Raw genomic sequence first — 16,096 nt, forward strand, 5'->3', positions numbered from 1 at the left:
CTTCAAGCCTGGAAGGTGATGTGGCCGTCGCAGATGGTGACGGCGGGGCGGACGGTGTCCATGATCGCTTCGGGTGACACGGCTTCGATGTCTTTGGTGAGGACCACAACATCGGCGAGATAGCCTGCTTTCAGCATTCCCTTGCGATCTTCCATGAATTCCACCCAGGCGCCGATCGAAGTGTAGGCTTCGAGTGCTTCCATCAGCGAGAAGCGCTGGTCTTTCAGACCCTCCTTCCAGGGTTTGCGGGTCAAAGCATCCTGGATGCACTGGAATGGTGAAACCGGAGAAACCGGCCAGTCCGAGGCAAAGACGACAGGGGCGCCGGCTTCTTTCATCGTCCGCCATGCATAGGCCTGGTCCCAGCGATCCTCGCCGATCTTGGCCGTTGTCGGTTCTGCCGGGAAGCATGTGCCACCCGGGTAATGCACCGGCTGCATGGAGGCGACGATGCCAAGGGTGGCAAAGCGCGGGATGTCGTCCGGATGGATGATCTCGATATGCTCGATGCGGTGTCGGTTGCCGCGTGGGCCGTTCTCCTTCACAGCTGCCTCGTAGCCGTCGAGCGTCTGGCGGATCGCGGCACTGCCGATCGCGTGGACTGCGACCTGCAGGCCGAGCGCATCGGCCTTGGTGGCGATCGCATCGAAGGCTGCCGGCGTGAAGAGCGGCTCATAGGTGTAGCCGGGACGGTCACCGTAGCCGTCGAGCATATAGGCCGTCTGGCTGTCCAGTACGCCGTCCATGAATACCTTGACGAAATCGCCGCGCAGCATGTCGGTGGCGAATTCCTTCTTCCATGCGGCCGCCTTGTCGAGATCCTCCAGCGCCATGAAATTTTTCATGTGATAGGGGATGCGGATGCGGCAGGAGAGCTCGCCTGAAAGCTCCAGATCGCGCATCAGCCGCAACTGGTAATGATTGCCGTCGAAATTCTGGATCGAGGTAACGCCCCATGAGGCGCAGTAGTCGAGGCCGGCCTTCAGGATGGCGCGGTCGAGGGCGAACTGCTCCGGCGTGACATTTTCCGGGTCCATACCGGTGACCATGCCGAGTTCTTCGCGCCCCCCCGTTGAAGCGAGCGCGGAGACTGGGCCGAAGGCATTGCCCTCGCGCAGCTCGCCATTGGCCAGCCCGTCGGGCCCCATGACGATTTCGTTGCCGATGCCGACATCCTTGCCCTGCAGAATGCCCGCCTTCTCCAGTGCTGCCGTGTTCGCCCAGGCGGTGTGATGGTCGGGCGCGAACATCATGAAGGGGCGGTCGGGCAGGATCGCATCCAGGTGGTGGCGGGTGCAGGGTTCGGTCAGCGAGATGATCGAATAATCGGCGGAAAAGCCCATCAGCAGCGGCTCATCCGGGTTCATCTCTGCATAGTCGAGGATGGCTGCCTTGAGCGCCTCGAAGCCCTGGACCCCATGCAGGTTCAGCTGGCGCAGCGACACGGAGCCGGGGAAGATGTGCATATGGGCTTCGTTGAAGCCCGGCATGATGGTCGCACCTTTGGCGTCGATGGTCTGCGTCTCGGGTCCTGCCAGCGCCTCGATCTCTGATCGCGTGCCGACTGCGAGGATCCGGTTGCCGGCGAGCGCGACCGCTTCGGCGCGGGGGGCTGCCGGATCCATGGTGAGCACCAGGCCGTTGGTAATGATGATGTCTGCGGTGGTTGCCATCTCAGGCTCCTCTGAAGTCATGCGGTCCACGTGCTGAGCGCGCGGAAGAAGGCGAAGTTGTCGTGTTTCAGCTCGTCATCCAGCGGGTTGGGCTGCGAGGAGAGTTTGACGATGGTGGTCTCAGTTGATGGGTCGACGTAAAGCCACTGGCCATGAATGCCGATGGCGCAGAAGGCACCGTCCGGTTCTCCGGACTGGTACCACTGGCTGCGATAACGACCCTTGGGGAAGAAGTTGGATTTGCCGTCGACCCAGGCCTGGTGATCGCCTGCCGTCAGCATGTCGGTGAGCCAGGCTTCGGGGATGAGGCGCTTTCCGTCGACCATGCCGCCGTTGCGCAGCATTTCGCCGACGCGGGAGAGATCGCGGGCGGTGACCGAGATGCCGCCGGCGGCCCGCGCCGTGCCTTCGACATCGACAGTGACGCTGGCATGGTTCTTCGCGCCGAGCGGCTTCCAGAGGCGCGTCGACAGGACATCGGCGTAGCGTTCGCCGGTTGCGCGCTCAATCAGGATGCCGAGCAGGTCGGAGTTCGGCGACGCATAGAAATGCGCGCCGCCATGCGGATGGGCATCCTTCTTCAGCGTGAGTAGGAAGGCCAGCAAGGTTTCATCCGGCTGGGACGGATCGGCCGGGTTCCAGAGCGTGGCGCGGCGGTAGCGGGCATAGGCGCCGTCGGTGTTCAGATAGGCCTCGTCGAAACCGAGGCTGACGCGCATGTCCAGCACATCGCGGATGCTGCAGTCGCCATAGGCGGAGCCAGTTGCTTCGGGGAGAAGGCTGGTGACGGGCGCATCGGGGTCCATAAGCCCGTCGGCTTCCAGCGAGGCGATGACAAGTGCGGTCAGCGACTTGCTGATCGAAAACACAATATGGCGCTGGTCGATGCCGGCATGCGGGGCATAGTGTTCGGCGACGATCGTGCCCGCCTTCATCAGCACGAAGGCGTCGGTATGGGCATAGTCGAGATAAGCGCGGACGTCCGGCTGCCCGGCCAGTCCCTGCGGCAGCGCCAGAGACAGAAGATCGGACGCAACGGGTTCGCCTTCACTCACCTCGGTCCTGGCCGCGATCATGGCGCTCGGCACCACTTCCTCGGCATGGCCAAAGCTGAAGCGGCTAAACGGGGTCGCGCGCCAGTTGGCAAGCGTCACGTCCCGTCTTTCAAAACCATAGGCCTTGGCAAACTGCGTCGTCATCAGGGCATGCTCCTCCTGCGGGAGGGCAATCAAGCCCTCCCGTGTCCGTCTTTTCATTTGTGGTTCAGCGTTACTTCTGCACTTCGGTCCAGATCCGGGTGTAAAGCTGCTGCACGTCGGGTTCGCAGCTCAGCAGGAACTCGCCGGCACTCTCCAGTTCAGCGGGGATCACCAGTTCCGGCGCGCCCTGCATGTCCTTATCCATGAATGCTTCCGAACCCGTGATGCCGTTGGCATACTTGGCAAAGTTCGACAGCATGGCGGCGTTTTCCGGAGCCATGATGAAGTTCATGAAGGCCTTGGCGTTGTCGACGTTCTTGGCATCCTTCAGGATGACGACGCTGTCCATGAAGACAGGATAGCCTTCCTTCGGATAGCCGAACTTGACCTCCGGGTTCTGCAGGCGGGAGCGCATGATGGCGCCGTTCCAGTAGTAGACGCCGGCATAGTCGCCGGTCGGCAGCTTGTCGGTGACGCTGTAGTCCATGGCGAGCCACTTGGTCTTGGCTTCCACCAGCTTGTCGCGCACTTTCTTCAGAACTTCCTTGTCAGTGGTGCACCAGTCGCCGCCAAAATACTTGATGGTGGCGAAGAGGACGTCGTTCATTTCGGGCGTGACGTTGAGCTTGCCGACCAGCTCTTCCGGCGGGTCGAGGAAGATCGCCGAGGTGTTGATGTCGCCATTGTAGAACTTGGTGTTGACGCCGATGCCGGTCACACCCCACTGCCACGGAACCGAGTAACGACGGCCCGGATCCCACTCGACATCGGCCCAGCGCGGATCGACGTTCTTGAAGTTCTCCATCTGGTCCGGACGAGCCTCGAGCAGCAGGCCCTCGTTGATCCAGATCGGCATGTAGTTGGCCGAGGGCACGACGATGTCGAAGCCATGGCCGCCGGCGCGGACCTTGGCGAGCGCCGTGTCATTCGAGTCATAGTCGGTGATCGTCACCTTGACGTCGAACTGCTCCTCGAACTTCTTGATCAGCTCCGGGCTGGTATAGTCGCCCCAGTTGTAGATGTTGAGCTCGCCGGCGGCCGAGGCCGCGCCTGCGAAACTCAGCACCGAGATGGCGGCAATCGCCGTGGTCGTCATCCATTTCATTGTCATTCTCCGTTCCTCTCTGTTGGTTGCTTTTATGCTTGCGGCTTGCGCCAGTTGATGAAGAAGAAGATCACGATCAGCACCGTTGAGGCGGCGAGGAAAATCGTCGCAATCGCGTTGATTTCCGGCGTCGTCTCACGGCGGATTTGGCCGAGCATGTAGGTTGGCAGCGTGTCCTGCCCGCCGGATTTGACGAATTCGGTGATGACGACGTCATCCAGCGAAATCACGAAGGCGAGCATGAAGCCGGCGATGATGGCAGGCCTCAGCAGCGGAAATGTCACGAAGCGGAAGGCCTGCCAGGGCGTGGCATAGAGATCGGCGGCAGCCCGCTCCAGCGTCAGGTCCATGCTTTCCAGCCTTGCCCGGATCGGCAGATAGGCAAAGGGAATGCAGAAGGCCGTATGGGCAAGGATCAGGTAGCCGAGGCCGGAATAGCCGGTCCACACCTTGATGCGCGAAAAGACGATCAGAAGCGCCACGGCCGTAACAATTTCCGGGATCATCAGTGGCTGGTTGATAACAGCGTATTTCGCCGTCAGGCCGCGATAGGGCTCGGTGCGGGTGGTGGCGAGGGCTGCCATGGTTGCGGCGATCGTCGCCAGTCCCGCGGCCCAGAGCGCGATGATGACCGAGCGCATTGCAGCGGCCTGCACCGTGCTGTTCTCCAGCGCCGAGGCGAACCAGCGCAGAGAAAATCCGCCCCATGATGAGAGCGAGTCGCTGGCGTTGAAGGAATAGGCGACCAGCGTCGCGATCGGCAAATAGAGCGCGAAGAAGGTAAAGAGCGCAATCAGCCCGAAGCCGGGTTGCGAGCGGATATCGAAACGACGTTCAGCCATGACGCACCCCCGACTTTGCCGCGTTGCGGACATAGAAGAGCAGGGCGATCATGACGAGCGCCATGAGCGTGATCGACATGGCAGCGCCCAGCGGCCAGTTGCGGCCGGCACCGAATTGCAGCTCGATCAGGTTGCCCAGCATCAGGTTCTTGCCACCGCCGAGCACGCGCGGAATGACATAGGCCCCGAGCGAGGGAATGAAGACCAGGATGGAGCCGGCAATCAGGCCGGGCTTCACCAGCGGAATGACAATGCGCCAGAGCACCTGCAGACGGTTGGCGTAGAGGTCGTATCCGGCCTCGACCAGCCGGAAATCCAGCTTCTCGATTGAGGCATAAAGCGGCAGCACCATCAGCGGCAGATAGACATAGGTCATGCCGAGCAGGGTGGCGGTGTCGGTGTAGATGATCTGCAGCGGCGTATCGATGATGCCGAGCCAGATCAGCAGGTTGTTGAGAATGCCCTCGTTGCGGATGACCTGCTGCATGGCGAAGGTGCGGATCAGGAGGTTGGTCCAGAAGGGAATGGTGATCAGGAAGACCCAGATCTCGCGGGTCCGGGCTGGCCGCGTCGCGATGAAATAGGCTGTCGGGAAGCCCAGGATCAGGGTGAAGAGCGTCGTGTAGAGCGAGAGCTTGATGGAGCGCCAGAAGATCGCGAGGTGCGCGTCGGCGATGCCCAGCGTGTCGTCGAAGATATCGCGCTGCATGAAGACCGAGGTCCAGCCTTCGAGCGAAAAGACGCCGAATTTCACATCGCCGTAGTCGCCCTTTTCGAGGAAGGAATAGAGCACCATCACCAGCAGCGGGCCGAGGGCTGCGACGAAGATGATGACAAGCGCCGGGAGGCTCAGGAACCAGCGGTTTCGGATGTCGCGCGATTTGGCATTTTCAGGGGCCGTCTTGATCGCGCTCATGGTCAATCCCTCAGGATTTGCGCGACATCATGGCTGACCATGATGCCGACATGTTGGCCCTCGACCAGCCCGCAGCTGCCGCTGCGGCTGTTTTGCTGGCGAACCGTGAACAGCGAGCCACCTTCGAGGCGGACATTGATATTGGTGTCCGTTCCCAGATAGACGACGCTTTCGATCGAACCCTGCAGGGTCGCCTCATCTGTCGCGTCGACGATGGCGGCGTGTTCGGGTCGGATGACGATCGTCACCTTGCCTGTCGGCGTTGTGTTGTCCGGGAAGGTCGCGGGGATCTCGCGACCGGAGCGTAGCCTTACGCTTGCCCGGTCGCCCGTGACAGAGGCAACCTCGACCTCAAGGAAGTTTGTCTCGCCGATGAAGTCGGCGACGAAGCGTTCGGCGGGGCGATCATAGATGTCCCAGGGCGAGCCGACCTGGCGAAGGCTCCCCATCGACATGACCGCGATGCGGTCCGACATGGTGAGCGCCTCTTCCTGGTCGTGGGTGACGAAGATGAAGGTGATGCCGGTTTCGGCCTGCACGCGCTTCAGCTCGATCTGCATTTCCTTGCGCAGTTTGTAATCGAGGGCCGAGAGCGGCTCGTCGAGCAGCAGGACCTTCGGCTTCGGAGCGAGCGCCCGGGCGAGCGCCACACGCTGCTGCTGGCCGCCGGAGATCTGGCTGACCTGCCGGTCGCGCATCTGGGTCATGTGCACCAGCTCCAGCATCTCGTCGACGCGTGCCTTGATCTCGGCTGCCGGCTTGCCGAGCATCTTCAGGCCGAAGCCGATATTGTCGGCGACTGTCATGTGCGGGAAGAGGGCGTAGGACTGGAAGACCGTATTGACCGGTCGACGGAAGGGCGGCAGTGGCGCGATGTCCTCGCCGTGCAGCAGGATTTCGCCCGTTGTCGGGAAATCGAAGCCGGCGATCAGACGCAGGAGCGTGGTCTTGCCACAGCCGGATGGCCCCAGCAGTGTGAAGAACTCGTTTTCCCTGATCTTGAGGAAGATCCCGTCGAGGGCGGTGACCTTGTCCTGTCCGGTTCCGTAGATGCGGCTGACGCCGCGGATTTCGATGGCTGCCTTGTCAGATGCGGAACTCAAGCCGTGCCCCCTGGCGTTCGGGTTATGCGCGAAGTGCTTTGTTCGACCCTGTGCCCGGCGATCGCAGGCTGCAGGGTGGCGCAGAGGGTATCACGCAAGTCACGTGCCAGCTTCTGGGCATGCTGATCTCTCCCCTTATGGCTTGGTCCAGACCGCTGCCGCTTACGGGCAATACGCCGGATTTCGCCTGATTTCGTCGATGTTCCCGTGTTTCGGAAAAGCAGTTCGACGAGGCCCGCTCCTTCCTCTTTTGTGGCATGTTGCCTCTAATTTGGTCGTTTGACCATTTTTATTTTGGGCAGCTTGAAAGTTTTCCGGATGCGCATGGCTGGCCTGCGTCGGGCGCTCGGCCCGGCGCTTGACAGTGTCGTGTCGGGAAGCCCATCGTCTCTTCCTGCCCGACCAGAGAGCCCATTTGAACGGAGCCCCGCGTGTCCGACCTGACGTCCCTGTCCCTTGCCGACCTCCGGAAATCCCTCGATGCCGGAGGTCTCTCGGCCGAGGAGGTGATGGAAGCCTATCTCGAGCGGATCGAGAGCCTCAATCCCCAGATCAATGCGCTTGTCAGTCTTCGTTCGCGCGAGGCGCTACGTGCCGAGGCCCGGGCGAAGGATGCCGAGCGCAAGCATGGCAGATCCCTCGGGGTCCTGCATGGCGTGCCCGTTGCCATCAAGGATCTTAGCGAGGCGAAGGGCATTCTCTGTACCTATGGCTCGCCGCTCTTCCACGATTATGTGCCCGATTTCGACGACATCCAGGTGGAGCGCATCCGGGCCGCCGGTGCGATCATCATCGGCAAGACCAATACGCCGGAGTGGGGCTTCGGTTCGCACAGCTACAATCCTGTCTTTGGCGTGACGCGGAACCCGTGGGATGTCAGCCGTTCGGCGGGCGGATCGAGTGGCGGGGCAGGGGCAGCGCTTGCTGCGCGTCTCGTGCCGGTCGCGGATGGCAGCGACATGATGGGCTCTTTGCGCAATCCAGCCGCCTTCAACAATGTCGTCGGTTTCCGCCCGAGCTTCGGCCGCGTGCCCACACTTCCCGGTCGCGATGCCTATCTCAATCAGCTCGCGACTCTGGGGCCGATGGGCCGCTCGGTCCAGGACGTGGTGACGCTTCTCAACGTGCAATCCGGTTTCGATGCGCGTGATCCGTCTTCTTTCGAGAGCCCGCCGATTTCCCTCGATCCGACGATCCCTGGAAAGGGCGGTCGCATCGGCTGGCTCGGGAACTTCGGTGGACATCTCTCCTTCGAAGCCGGCGTGCTCGACTTGAACGAGAAGGCGCTCGGCGTGTTTGAAGGACTGGGTTTCGCCGTCGAACCGGTGAAGGTCGATTTCGACATGAACAGGCTCTGGTGGGCCTGGACGACTTTACGCAGTTATTTCACCGCCGGCAGCATGCGGGACTTCTATGAAGATCCCGGCCGACGTGGCTCGCTGAAGGCCGAGATCCTCTACGAGGTCCGCTCCGGCTTGCGCATCCAGGTGGCTGATGTCTACGAGGCCTCGGCCGTTCGCACGGCCTGGTATCAGGCGATCATGAAGGTTTTCGAGACTTGCGACTATCTCGTGGCGCCGGCCGCGCAGGTCTTCCCCTTCGATGCGGATATTCCGTGGCCGCGCGAAATCGCCGGCAAGCACATGGACACTTATCATCGCTGGATGGAGGTCGTTATTGGCCCCAGCATGGCCGGGCTTCCGGTTGCTGCATTGCCCGCCGGTTTCTCGGCGACTGGCCTGCCCAATGGCTTCCAGCTGATCGGGCGACCGAGGGCGGATCAGGCGGTGCTGTCCGTTGCCTCAGCTTATGAGGCGGCGACCGACTGGCTCGCGCGTGTACCGCCGCTTGGTTCCGGGACCGCGGGATAAATCGCCGTGCCGCTTGAAGCGCGACATGATTTGGTCCAACGATTCCGAAACAGTTGCAGTGTTTGACCTCTTTCCCCGCCCGGGTTTTCTGCCTGGACGCTACTTCTGGATCCTTCTTCATGAACCTAGTTTTTGACGGCCACAACGATGTTCTCCTGCGCCTCTGGCGCAGTCGCAGCGAGGGCCGCAATCCGGTCGCAGAATTCCGCAACGGAACGAGCGCCGGGCATATCGATGCACCGCGCGCGCGGAAGGGCGGGCTCGCCGGCGGCCTCTGCGCCATCTACATCCCGTCGCCGCATGACTTCAATCTGCGCGAACCGGATGCAAACGGGCATTATTCCACGCCACTCGATCCGCCGCTCGATCGGGCCTCGTCCCTCGACATCGCGCTGCAGATGGCGGCAATTGCCCATCGGCTCGATCAGGACGGCAGCTGGCGGCTGTGCCGGACGACGGCCGAAATCCGCCAGGCCATGGCGGACAAAGTCTTTGCCGCTGTCCTGCACATGGAGGGCTGTGAGGCGATCGATGCCGATCTCGAAACGCTCGAAGTCTTCTATGCCGCGGGGCTTCGTTCGCTTGGACCGGTCTGGAGCCGCCACAACATCTTCGGGCACGGCGTGCCCTTTGCCTATCCGAGTTCGCCCGATACCGGACCCGGCCTGACCCGCGCTGGTGAAGATCTGATCCGGGCCTGCAACCGGCTCGGCATCCTGATCGATCTCGCCCATATCACCGAGAAGGGTTTCTGGGATGTCGAGCGTTTGAGTGATCAGCCGTTGATCGCCAGCCATTCCAATGTCCATGCGTTGACGCCCGTTGCCCGCAACCTGACGGACCGGCAGATGGATGCGATCAAGGCAAGCCACGGGCTCGTCGGTCTCAACTATGCCGTCACCATGCTCCGGCCTGATGGCCGCGACGATGCGGAGACCTCGCTTGCGACCATGGTCAGCCATATCGACTATCTCGTCGACCGCATGGGGATCGACTGCGTGGCGCTGGGGTCCGATTTCGACGGCGCGACGATCCCGAATGTGATCGGCGACGCTACCGGCAACCAGCGGCTCGTGACGGCGCTTAAGGAGCGCGGCTACGGTCCTTCAGACCTCGACAAGATCTGCCGAGAGAACTGGCTTCGGGTGCTGGCATCTGCCTGGCACGAGTAAGCCAGGTCGTTTCCCTGGTCAGGCGACCCGGTTGCCGGAGCGCCAGGCCGACTTGACGAAGGGCTGCCCGTCCTGCAGGTCGACGCGGATCAGATCGGCCTTCAGCCCGGTTTCGATCGCGCCGCGATCGGGGAGGTTGCCGGCGAGCGCCGGGCTGCGCGTCACCATGGCAACGGCGCTCGGCAGGTCGTAGTCGAGGCCGGGATCAGCCGAAATCATGAAGGCGGCGTCGAGCATCGAGCGCGGCACATAATCCGAGGCTAGGATGTCGACAAGCCGCGCCGCGAGCAGGTCGCGGACCGCTACATTGCCCGACTGCGAGCCGCCGCGCACGAGGTTCGGAGCGCCAGCTACGATCATCATGCCGGCCGCGCGTGCTGCTTCGGCCGCTTCCATCGAGCAGGGGAATTCGGAGATCGACACGCCCTCGGCGATGCCTTCCTCGATATGCGCCACATCGGTGTCGTCATGGCTCATCAGCGGCATGGCGCGCGACCGGGCGAGCGCGACGACCTCTGGACGGGTGCTCGCGGCAAACTGGCTTTTCTCGGCAACGAGCACCTTGATCTTCTCGCGCACCAGTTCCGGGCTCTCGCCTGTTGATTTGCAGGCTCGGTGGACATAGGCCTCGATGTCACGGCTCTGGCGAATTCCGGGCAGGTGTTCCATCACCGAGATGACGCGCACGATCTCGCGGTCGATATGCTCGGCCGTCAGTTGCGGGGTGACCAGGTCTGTCAGTTCGCAGCGCAGGTGCACCAGGTGTTCGGCCCTGAACATGCCGGCGCTTTGCGCCTGCTCCAGCGCCTCGATCATCGGCTTCAGGATTTCGGCCCGCTCCGGATTGTCGGTGGTCGCGCCGACGCAGAGGCTGTCGAAGACGGTGGTCACGCCGCCGCCGATGATCTGGGCATCATGGGCAAGGGCGGCGCGCATGAAATCCCAGCGTACATGGGCGCGGGGATAGAGGTGCTTCTCGAAATGGTCGGTGTGGATGTCGACAAGGCCGGGCAGGAGATAGTCGCCGGCGAAGTCGAGTGCATCGGCATGGCGCGACGGTCCCTCATGGATTTCGACAATCAGGCCGTTTTCGATGACCACCGAACCATGCAGGACATGGCTTGGGGTCACAACGCGGGCATTGGAGAGGATCAGGGCCTCGCCGCGGGCCGCTTCATGGGCTTCACCCGTCGCATCCGTCTGTCGCAGCATGAGCGTCATCTCCTTCCGCTTTCAATCGAAGCGTCTCTAGGCGCGTTTCATGACGCTTTGGTGTCAGCGGCGGCGGATCGTTCTATCCGATGAGCCTGAGGCAGTCGTCGGCAATCACCTGTTCCTCGTCGGTCGCGATGACCCGGATCGTTACCCGGCTTTCCTCGCGCGAGATGACGGCCTCGTTGCGGTCGTTCGCCTCACTGTCCAGGAGCAGGCCGAGGAAGCGCAGGCGCTCGACCACCGAACGGCGGATCGTCGGTTGGTTCTCGCCGATGCCGGCGGTGAAGACCAGCGTATCCAGGCCACCGAGCGAAGCAGCGAGCCTTGCCACCTCCCCTGCGATGCGGAAGGTGAAGACGTCGAGTGCCTCGCAGGCTTCCTTCGAAGGGGTCTCCAGCAACACCCGGCTATCCGCGCTGATGCCGGAGAGACCGAGCAGGCCTGACTGCTTGTAGATCATCTCCTCGACCTGTTTGACGCTGAGCCCATGGGCGTCCATCAGATGGAAGAGCACGCCCGGATCGATCGCGCCGGAGCGGGTCGCCATGGGCACGCCGTCAATGGTGGAAAAGCCCATGGAGGTGTCGCGGCTGATCCCGTGGTCCAGCGCGCAGAGGCTGGCGCCGGAGCCGAGATGTGCAACGACGGCACGGCCGCCGACGGTCTCCGGTTCGAGCGTTTTCAGGGCGCCTGCGATAAAGGCATAGGATAGGCCGTGAAAGCCGTAGCGCTTGACGCCCTTAACGAACCATTCGCGCGGAATGGCGAAGCGCCTGACGGTGTCGGACTGCGTGCGGTGGAACGCGGTGTCGAAGGAGGCGGTCTGGGGGAGGCCGGGCTTCAGTTCAGCGATGGCGCGGATAAGACGCAGGTTCTGCGGCTGGTGGAGAGGTGCCAGTGTCACCAGACTCTCGATTGCGGTTAGGCCCTCCTCGTCGACGATTGCAGCATCTGCGAAGCGATCGCCGCCATGGACCACGCGGTGACCAACGGCCGAGACGGCGTCGAGATCGTAGTGTTCTCCGAGCCAGTCAAAGACCTCTTCCAACACGTCGTGCAGCAGGTCATCGGTCTTTGCCACGAGCGGTACGTCGAAGACTTGTGGCCCCTCGACCAGATGGAAGGTCAGCGGCTCTGCGCGGAAGTCGATCACGCCCTTGCCGATGCGTCTGGCGCCTTGGGCCTCGTGGGCGAATATGCCGATCTTCACCGTCGAAGAGCCGGCATTGAAGCTCAGCAGCAGTTTCTGCCTCATGCCTTGTCCCCGAGCGCTGCCGCTCGCTTGGCAGCGACGAGTTTTGCCAGAGCTGCCGACGCAATGCGGACTCTGAGGCTGTCCGAGCGGCTGGTCAGAATGATCGGAACGCGGGCGCCGAGCACCAGACCGGCGGCATCGGCATTGGCGAAATAGAGGAGCTGCTTGGCGAGCATGTTGCCGGCTTCGAGGTCGGGCACCAGCAGGATATCGGCGTCGCCGGCGACGGGGGAGATGATGCCCTTGGTGCGGGCGGCTTCCATGCTGATCGCATTGTCGAAGGCGAGCGGACCGTCGACCTTGGCACCCTTGATCTGGCCGCGCGCTGCCATCACGGTCAAGGCTGCGGCCTCCAGTGTCGCCGGCATCTTGTCGTTGACCGTCTCGACGGCAGCGAGCACGGCGACCTTGGGCTCCGCCACGCCCAGCATATGCATGAGATCGACTGCGTTCTGGCAGATGTCGCGCTTGTGTTCGAGGGTGGGGGCGATGTTGATCGCGGCGTCCGTGACGATCAGCAGCTTGGAATAGGCCGGCACATCCATGACATAGACATGGCTGACGCGGCGCTCGGTCCTGAGGCCCGAACCGCCACCGACGACGGCGGCCAGAAGCTCGTCGGAATGCAGGCTGCCTTTCATCACGGAGCCGACCTTGCCGGCAACGGCGAGTTCGACGGCAAGGGCCGCTGCCGCATGGCTGTGTTCGGTCGACATGATCTCGAAACCGTCGATCGAGATGCCGGCCTTTGCGGCGGCCGCGCGGATTTTCGCCTCCGGGCCGATCAGGATCGGGTCGAGCAGACCTTCGTCGCGGATTTCGACGGCACCCTCGATGGCTTCCGGCGAGCAGGGATGCACAAGGGCGGTTCGCACCATCGGCAGGCTGCGGGCCTCGGCCACGATCGCATCGAAGCGGTCGTGGCGCTGCAGCGAGACATCCGGCGGAAGGTTCTCCGACCAACTGATGCGCTCGAACGGCGCCCGCACACGGGCCTTGCCGGCCAAAACGGGCTCGCCGTTCTGGTTGACGCAGCGGGTGTCGAAGATCAGGGTCCGGCCATCGCTCTCCTTGGTCATCAGGGTCACCGTCGCGGTGATGCGGTCGCCGGTCGCGATGTCCCTCCAGAACTCCAGATCCTGGCCGAGATACACTGTTCCGGGGCCGGGAAGGCGGGTGTCGAGCACGGCGGAGATCATTCCGGCCGGGATCAGCGACTGGCCGAGTGGCACCGGGTTGTTGTCGCCGGACAGCGCTGCAAAGAGCTCGATATCATCGGGACCGATGATGCGCGTGAGGCTTGCCGCATCGCCGAGCTTCAGCTCGTCGAACATGCGGTTGGTGAGGACTGGTCTTTCCATGTCGCTTTCATCTTCCATTGTCGAACCGTCCTCCCCCGATCCGTTTATCTTGCGGATGATCTGCGTCATGCGCGTGACCAACCTTGGCGGGCAATCTCTGCGGCGAAGGGTGCACTGTCCTTGACTTGGGTCAAGGGCGGGTTCGACGAAGGTGGTGGGAGGGAGATCAGGTCACCTTGTGCTGCGCGGTACCCCTTCTGTCGGCTCTGTCGACATCTCCCCCACACGGGGGGAGAGTGGCCGCTGACCGCTCTGCCAGCCACACTGCTGTCCGCAGGGAGCCGAGATCACCCCCATTTGTCCCGCCAGGCCGGCTGCGCATCCGCGTAAGGCAGGGCGACGGCCTCGAACACGCCGCGCGCGATCGCCCGGGCCGTCACCAGCGTTGCCAGATGGCAGAGCTCCATGAGGTCGGCCTGACTGCTGCGTGCGCGTCTTCCCGTCGAGGCAGTAAACATCGTGTCGCCGTCGGAGGGCAGATGGGCCGGAAGCACGGCGCGGACGAGGCCATCATGGGCGGCGATCGACAGGCGGTGGAGCTCGGGCTTCGAGAGCGCGCAATCGGTCACGACGGCGCCGATGGTGGTTGCCGTCAGTCGCAGCCCCTTGATGCGCATCGCCCGATCTTCAACGGTCACATGAGCGGGCTGGCCAAGACCACCGAATTCTTCTCCCTCCTCAAAAGGGGCAGCCCAGAAATGCGGACTGTCACCAACCGTGACTGAACCCATGGCGTTGACGGCCACCAGCGCTGCGATTGTGTGGCCCGAGGACGAAATGGCGCTGGCAGAGCCCAGGCCACCCTTGATATTGGCCGTCGTGGCACCCGTTCCGGCGCCAATAGTGCCGAGCGCGAAGGCCCCTTTCGCCGCGTTCTCAAAGGCCTTATAGCCGAGATCGCGATAGGGAGCATGCAGGCCCCAGTCCTTAGCTCCACCATTCAGCAGATCCATCAGGATCGCCTGCGGCACGATCGGCACCCGCACGGAGCCCACGGCAAAGCCACGACCCGCCGCGCGCAGACCCGACTGCACGCCGCCCGCCGCATCCAGCCCGAAGGCCGAGCCGCCTGAGAGCACGAAGGCATCGACCTGTTGCACTGTCATGGAGGGATCGAGCAGCGTCACGTCGCGTCCACCGGGCGCGCCGCCGAGCACGATTCCAGACGCTGTTGCCGGTTCGTCGAAGACAATCACGGTGACGCCGGAGCCGAGGGTGAGGTCTGTCGCATGGCCGACGGCCAGACCGTCGATGTCGGTCAGAAGGTTGAGCGGGCCTTGGGGCATGGGGCATGTCTCCGGATGTGCGGGCGGAGAGTGGCGGGGGTGGGCGACAAGATCAAGGCGGTTTTGGTGAGTAAGCTGATCGGCTCAAAGCCTGTGCCGTGCGGCTATGGCCTCTCATCCGCCTCCTGAACCTGTCGAAGGGCGGCACCTTCTCCCCGCAGGCGGGGGAGAAGACCGAGACGGTAACCGCGCCTGCCTCCCTCTCCCCGCCTGCGGGAAGAGGGTAGGGTGAGGGGCGGTGCCAGGCCCTCGGCGCGAGCGAACCGCCGCTGTCCGGAAAGGGAAGTATGGAACAACTCCGACCCGTCCACATTTGCTCCCCGCGTCCCGATTGACGCACGCGCCTTTCAACGCGATGTAGCCTCAACATCACCGATCAGGATCTCGCCCATGCAGCAGCTCAAGCGCCATCTCACCCGCATCGTCTCGGTCGCCGAAGCCCGTGTCTGGCTGACTGCGCTGGTGGCGGCGCTTGTTGCCTATCTGCTGTTCGAACTGACGGGGGAAGTGCTGGAAGGCGAGACGCGTGCCTTCGACGAGAGCGTGCTGCTGATGTTGCGTGATACATCTGATCTCAGCATGCCGGTCGGTCCCGCCTGGCTCACCAAGGTGATGGTCGACATCACGGCGCTTGGCGGCGTGACCGTGCTGACATTGCTCGTGACCCTGGTCGTCACATATCTGGCTCTGCGTCGCAAATTCCGCACGGCCGCCTTCGTCACCGTTTCGATCCTCGGCGGGTGGGCCTTGAGCAGCGCGATGAAGCTTGGAATTGCCCGGCCGAGGCCTGAAGTCGTGCAGCATCTGGTCGAGGTGTCGGACATGAGCTTTCCGAGCGGCCACGCCATGCTGTCTGCGATCACTTATCTCACCCTCGGCGCCATGCTGTCGCGCATCGAAGAGCAGCCTTCGCTGCGTTACTTCTTCCCGCTCGTTGCGGTGTTCCTCACCCTGATCATCGGCCTCAGCCGCATCTATCTCGGGGTGCATTACCCCACTGACGTGCTCGGTGGCTGGGCGGCGGGAACGGTCTGGGCATGTGCCAGCTGGTTTGCTGCGAGAAGGGTGTTGGGAAGGCCAAGTGGGCGCTAATGCGCC

Annotated in this window: 13 protein-coding genes; 3 read left to right on the plus strand and 10 right to left on the minus strand. The window is 63.0% G+C overall.

Annotated elements, in window-relative coordinates; translation table 11 throughout:
- Positions 1-2: 2 nt before the first annotated feature.
- The 6 genes from SJY08_RS01895 to SJY08_RS01920 form a co-directional block, all read right to left on the minus strand.
- Positions 3-1,673, minus strand: coding sequence for an amidohydrolase (locus SJY08_RS01895; RefSeq protein ID WP_377274491.1), 1,671 nt, complete (start codon positions 1,671-1,673; stop codon positions 3-5).
- 17 nt (positions 1,674-1,690) lie between these two features.
- Positions 1,691-2,872, minus strand: a complete 1,182-nt coding sequence (locus SJY08_RS01900; RefSeq protein WP_377274493.1) for a serine hydrolase domain-containing protein — start codon at positions 2,870-2,872, stop codon at positions 1,691-1,693.
- A 70-nt stretch (positions 2,873-2,942) separates the two neighbouring features.
- The gene (locus tag SJY08_RS01905) at positions 2,943-3,977 is read right to left on the minus strand and encodes an extracellular solute-binding protein (protein ID WP_377278442.1); all 1,035 of its coding nucleotides are present in this window, start codon (positions 3,975-3,977) and stop codon (positions 2,943-2,945) included.
- Between the two features lie 32 nt (positions 3,978-4,009).
- On the minus strand, positions 4,010-4,819 hold the full coding sequence (locus tag SJY08_RS01910) for an ABC transporter permease (protein ID WP_377274495.1): 810 nt from the start codon (positions 4,817-4,819) through the stop codon (positions 4,010-4,012).
- Positions 4,812-5,735, minus strand: coding sequence for an ABC transporter permease (locus tag SJY08_RS01915; protein ID WP_054147960.1), 924 nt, complete (start codon positions 5,733-5,735; stop codon positions 4,812-4,814). The genes SJY08_RS01910 and SJY08_RS01915 overlap by 8 nt, the downstream gene beginning before the upstream one ends.
- 2 nt (positions 5,736-5,737) lie before the next feature.
- The gene (locus SJY08_RS01920) at positions 5,738-6,838 is read right to left on the minus strand and encodes an ABC transporter ATP-binding protein (protein ID WP_377274498.1); all 1,101 of its coding nucleotides are present in this window, start codon (positions 6,836-6,838) and stop codon (positions 5,738-5,740) included.
- Between the two features lie 431 nt (positions 6,839-7,269).
- Between SJY08_RS01920 and SJY08_RS01925 the strand changes: the two genes are divergently transcribed.
- Positions 7,270-8,709, plus strand: a complete 1,440-nt coding sequence (locus SJY08_RS01925) for an amidase (RefSeq protein ID WP_377274500.1) — start codon at positions 7,270-7,272, stop codon at positions 8,707-8,709.
- Between the two features lie 119 nt (positions 8,710-8,828).
- Positions 8,829-9,881 carry a dipeptidase gene (locus SJY08_RS01930; RefSeq protein ID WP_377274502.1) on the plus strand — a complete coding sequence of 351 codons (1,053 nt, stop codon included), beginning with the start codon at positions 8,829-8,831 and terminating at the stop codon, positions 9,879-9,881.
- 18 nt (positions 9,882-9,899) lie between these two features.
- Here the strand turns inward: SJY08_RS01930 and SJY08_RS01935 are convergent, their stop codons facing one another.
- From SJY08_RS01935 to SJY08_RS01950, 4 genes are all read right to left on the minus strand, one after another.
- Positions 9,900-11,093, minus strand: coding sequence for an alpha-D-ribose 1-methylphosphonate 5-triphosphate diphosphatase (locus tag SJY08_RS01935; protein ID WP_377274504.1), 1,194 nt, complete (start codon positions 11,091-11,093; stop codon positions 9,900-9,902).
- An 82-nt stretch (positions 11,094-11,175) separates the two neighbouring features.
- Positions 11,176-12,351, minus strand: a complete 1,176-nt coding sequence (locus SJY08_RS01940; protein ID WP_377274506.1) for an acetate/propionate family kinase — start codon at positions 12,349-12,351, stop codon at positions 11,176-11,178.
- Entirely contained in the window at positions 12,348-13,712 is a 1,365-nt protein-coding gene (locus SJY08_RS01945) for a bifunctional enoyl-CoA hydratase/phosphate acetyltransferase (protein ID WP_377274508.1), read from the minus strand. Before SJY08_RS01945 ends, SJY08_RS01940 begins: the two co-directional genes overlap by 4 nt.
- A gap of 287 nt (positions 13,713-13,999) precedes the next feature.
- Positions 14,000-14,998 carry a P1 family peptidase gene (locus SJY08_RS01950; protein ID WP_377274510.1) on the minus strand — a complete coding sequence of 333 codons (999 nt, stop codon included), beginning with the start codon at positions 14,996-14,998 and terminating at the stop codon, positions 14,000-14,002.
- 390 nt (positions 14,999-15,388) lie between these two features.
- Between SJY08_RS01950 and SJY08_RS01955 the strand changes: the two genes are divergently transcribed.
- Positions 15,389-16,090, plus strand: coding sequence for a phosphatase PAP2 family protein (locus SJY08_RS01955; RefSeq protein ID WP_377274512.1), 702 nt, complete (start codon positions 15,389-15,391; stop codon positions 16,088-16,090).
- Positions 16,091-16,096: the final 6 nt, after the last annotated feature.

The sequence above is a fragment of the Rhizobium sp. R86522 genome (assembly GCF_042466255.1).
Classification (GTDB): Bacteria; Pseudomonadota; Alphaproteobacteria; order Rhizobiales; family Rhizobiaceae; genus Allorhizobium.

Coding starts and splice junctions, on each gene's coding strand:
- SJY08_RS01895 (WP_377274491.1), bottom strand. CDS start 1,673: ATGGCAACCACCGCAGACATCATCATTACCAACGGCCTGGTGCTCACC.
- SJY08_RS01940 (WP_377274506.1), bottom strand. CDS start 12,351: ATGAGGCAGAAACTGCTGCTGAGCTTCAATGCCGGCTCTTCGACGGTG.
- SJY08_RS01900 (WP_377274493.1), bottom strand. CDS start 2,872: ATGACGACGCAGTTTGCCAAGGCCTATGGTTTTGAAAGACGGGACGTG.
- SJY08_RS01945 (WP_377274508.1), bottom strand. CDS start 13,712: ATGGAAAGACCAGTCCTCACCAACCGCATGTTCGACGAGCTGAAGCTC.
- SJY08_RS01955 (WP_377274512.1), top strand. CDS start 15,389: ATGCAGCAGCTCAAGCGCCATCTCACCCGCATCGTCTCGGTCGCCGAA.
- SJY08_RS01950 (WP_377274510.1), bottom strand. CDS start 14,998: ATGCCCCAAGGCCCGCTCAACCTTCTGACCGACATCGACGGTCTGGCC.
- SJY08_RS01905 (WP_377278442.1), bottom strand. CDS start 3,977: ATGAAATGGATGACGACCACGGCGATTGCCGCCATCTCGGTGCTGAGT.
- SJY08_RS01935 (WP_377274504.1), bottom strand. CDS start 11,093: ATGCTGCGACAGACGGATGCGACGGGTGAAGCCCATGAAGCGGCCCGC.
- SJY08_RS01930 (WP_377274502.1), top strand. CDS start 8,829: ATGAACCTAGTTTTTGACGGCCACAACGATGTTCTCCTGCGCCTCTGG.
- SJY08_RS01910 (WP_377274495.1), bottom strand. CDS start 4,819: ATGGCTGAACGTCGTTTCGATATCCGCTCGCAACCCGGCTTCGGGCTG.
- SJY08_RS01915 (WP_054147960.1), bottom strand. CDS start 5,735: ATGAGCGCGATCAAGACGGCCCCTGAAAATGCCAAATCGCGCGACATC.